This window comes from Neisseria sp. P0009.S010 (assembly GCF_051958545.1).
GTDB lineage: Bacteria > Pseudomonadota > Gammaproteobacteria > Burkholderiales > Neisseriaceae > Neisseria > Neisseria subflava_A.
The window spans coordinates 363620-365471 of record NZ_JBQCVH010000001.1 but is presented as its reverse complement, the minus strand read 5'-3'; the positions used below and the strand labels follow the sequence as shown (position 1 = coordinate 365471).

Sequence of the window (1852 nt, the reverse complement as noted above, 5' to 3'; positions counted from 1 at the left end):
GAAGGTGGTCATGGAAAATCCCCTAAATGTCTTAGTAGGAATTTAGGGGATTTTGGGGAATTTTGCAAAGGTCTCAGATTATCTGAAAATAAGATTCAAGGTTTTCAGACGACCTTTTAGCGGGTAAATTGCTCTCTAGATTGTTGTTACCGTAAAAGGTCGTCTGAAAATCCTATCCGATCAAAAACAAACCGCCCTTTCGAGCGGTTTGTTTTCAGCTTAAACAGACAGTTATTGTTTTTTGCCGCCGAATACACCGAAGGCATTGTTACTTTTATCTTCTTTGTCATGATAACTGTATCGTCCCGCCATTTCGGCAGCTTTGTCACCGTAGAATCCGCCAGTTACAGAGCCTTGTGCATCTGAAGAAGTCCATTTACCGTTAAAGCTGCTGCCTGTAATATCTGCAGTAAAGGCTCGTTCATTCATGAACCATCTGTCACCACTATTGATTTTACCTGCGATAGTCTTGGTATCGAAGTTGACATCTGCGGTAAACGAACCGGTAGTACGGTAGCCTCCTGTATCACCCACCCAGTTTTCCTTATTATCCAAGTTGCGGGCACGGAAATTCAACACATCGCCGGCATACTTGGCTGTCCCTGACGGTAGAGAGGCACTCATTACCCCCTGAACAAACAAGGAGTAGGCATTATCGGCAAGTTTTGCCGCACCGAAGACAACATTGCTCAAATTGCCTGAAGCAACAAACGATTTGTAGTCCGAACCCAATTCAGTTCGATAGAGCTTGTTGGTAACAGGTGACAAAGCGATTGTCGTACCGTTGATAACGACTTTGGTCAAATCGGCGATATTCGATAAGAAGTATTGCTCGCCTGTTTCACCTTTTTTCAATTCAGCTGCGGCGGCATCATCTTTAGGTTTGGTTACGGGCGCATCAGGTTTGGCAACCGGCGCATCAGGCTGTCCGCCTGCTTGAGCTGCCGCATCTTGGCGTTTTGCACCAAACACACCGCGCGCCACTACGTCTTCATCACGTTGGTTTTTGCCTGCCGCACTATATGTACCGGCAAGTTGGTCTGCCTTCGCGCCAAAGAATCCGCCTTGCATCGTACCTTGCTTGTTGGAGAAGGTGTTGCCGTGCAAATCGCCATTGAAAGACAAATTTTCCGCCATATCGCGCGCATTGGATTTGACGACACCTGCAATCCTATCGCCACCGCTACCACCGCCAACCGTTTGATCGGAATAGCGGTTGATGCCGACATTGATGGTTTTTTGGTCGAAATTGACTCTTGCGGTAACATCGGTTGCTTTGGCGGCAGAATACAGATTGGCCAGCTTGGCTTGCGAACCGGTTTCAAAAATTTCTTGCAGACCTCTTGTATCGATCGGCAGTCCGTTTGGGAAATGCAGGCCGATGCCTTTATAGGTTGCATCCCCTCTTTGGGCTGCAACGGTATCGCTGCCTGATGGCGTGCCTTGGACAAACAACGCCTGTTTCACATCACGCAGATCGCTGACATCGGCAACACCGCCGTAACGAACGTCAGGCAGCAGGTCGCCGCTGTGTACCGCATATTGTGCTGCATCGGCTTTACCGCCGTTCGTACTTCTTTCGCCCAACGTGAACTCACCTGCTTTAACGTCTTTGGTATTAATGGCGACACCATCAAGTACGACGCTGTTTTTATCCGAAGCAGTCGGAGCTTCGGTTTTGGCATATTCCAAATCGCCGGTTTCACGCTTTTTCGCTACCAAGACACCGCCATCCAAAGCCTTGCTCATTACTTTGCCTTCACCGCCAAAACCTTGACCTGAATTGGCCTCATTGGCTTTCTTAGCTTCCTCAGCTTTCTTGGCCTCTTCAGCTTTCTTAGCGTCTTCAGCT

1 protein-coding gene is annotated in these 1852 nt (G+C 48.4%); it reads right to left on the bottom strand.

The genetic code is table 11. The features are described 5' to 3' along the window. Positions 1–231 precede the first annotated feature (231 nt). A partial coding sequence (locus ACTHSN_RS01730; protein ID WP_440365023.1) for a transferrin-binding protein-like solute binding protein occupies positions 232–1852 on the bottom strand: 1621 nt, incomplete at its 5' end.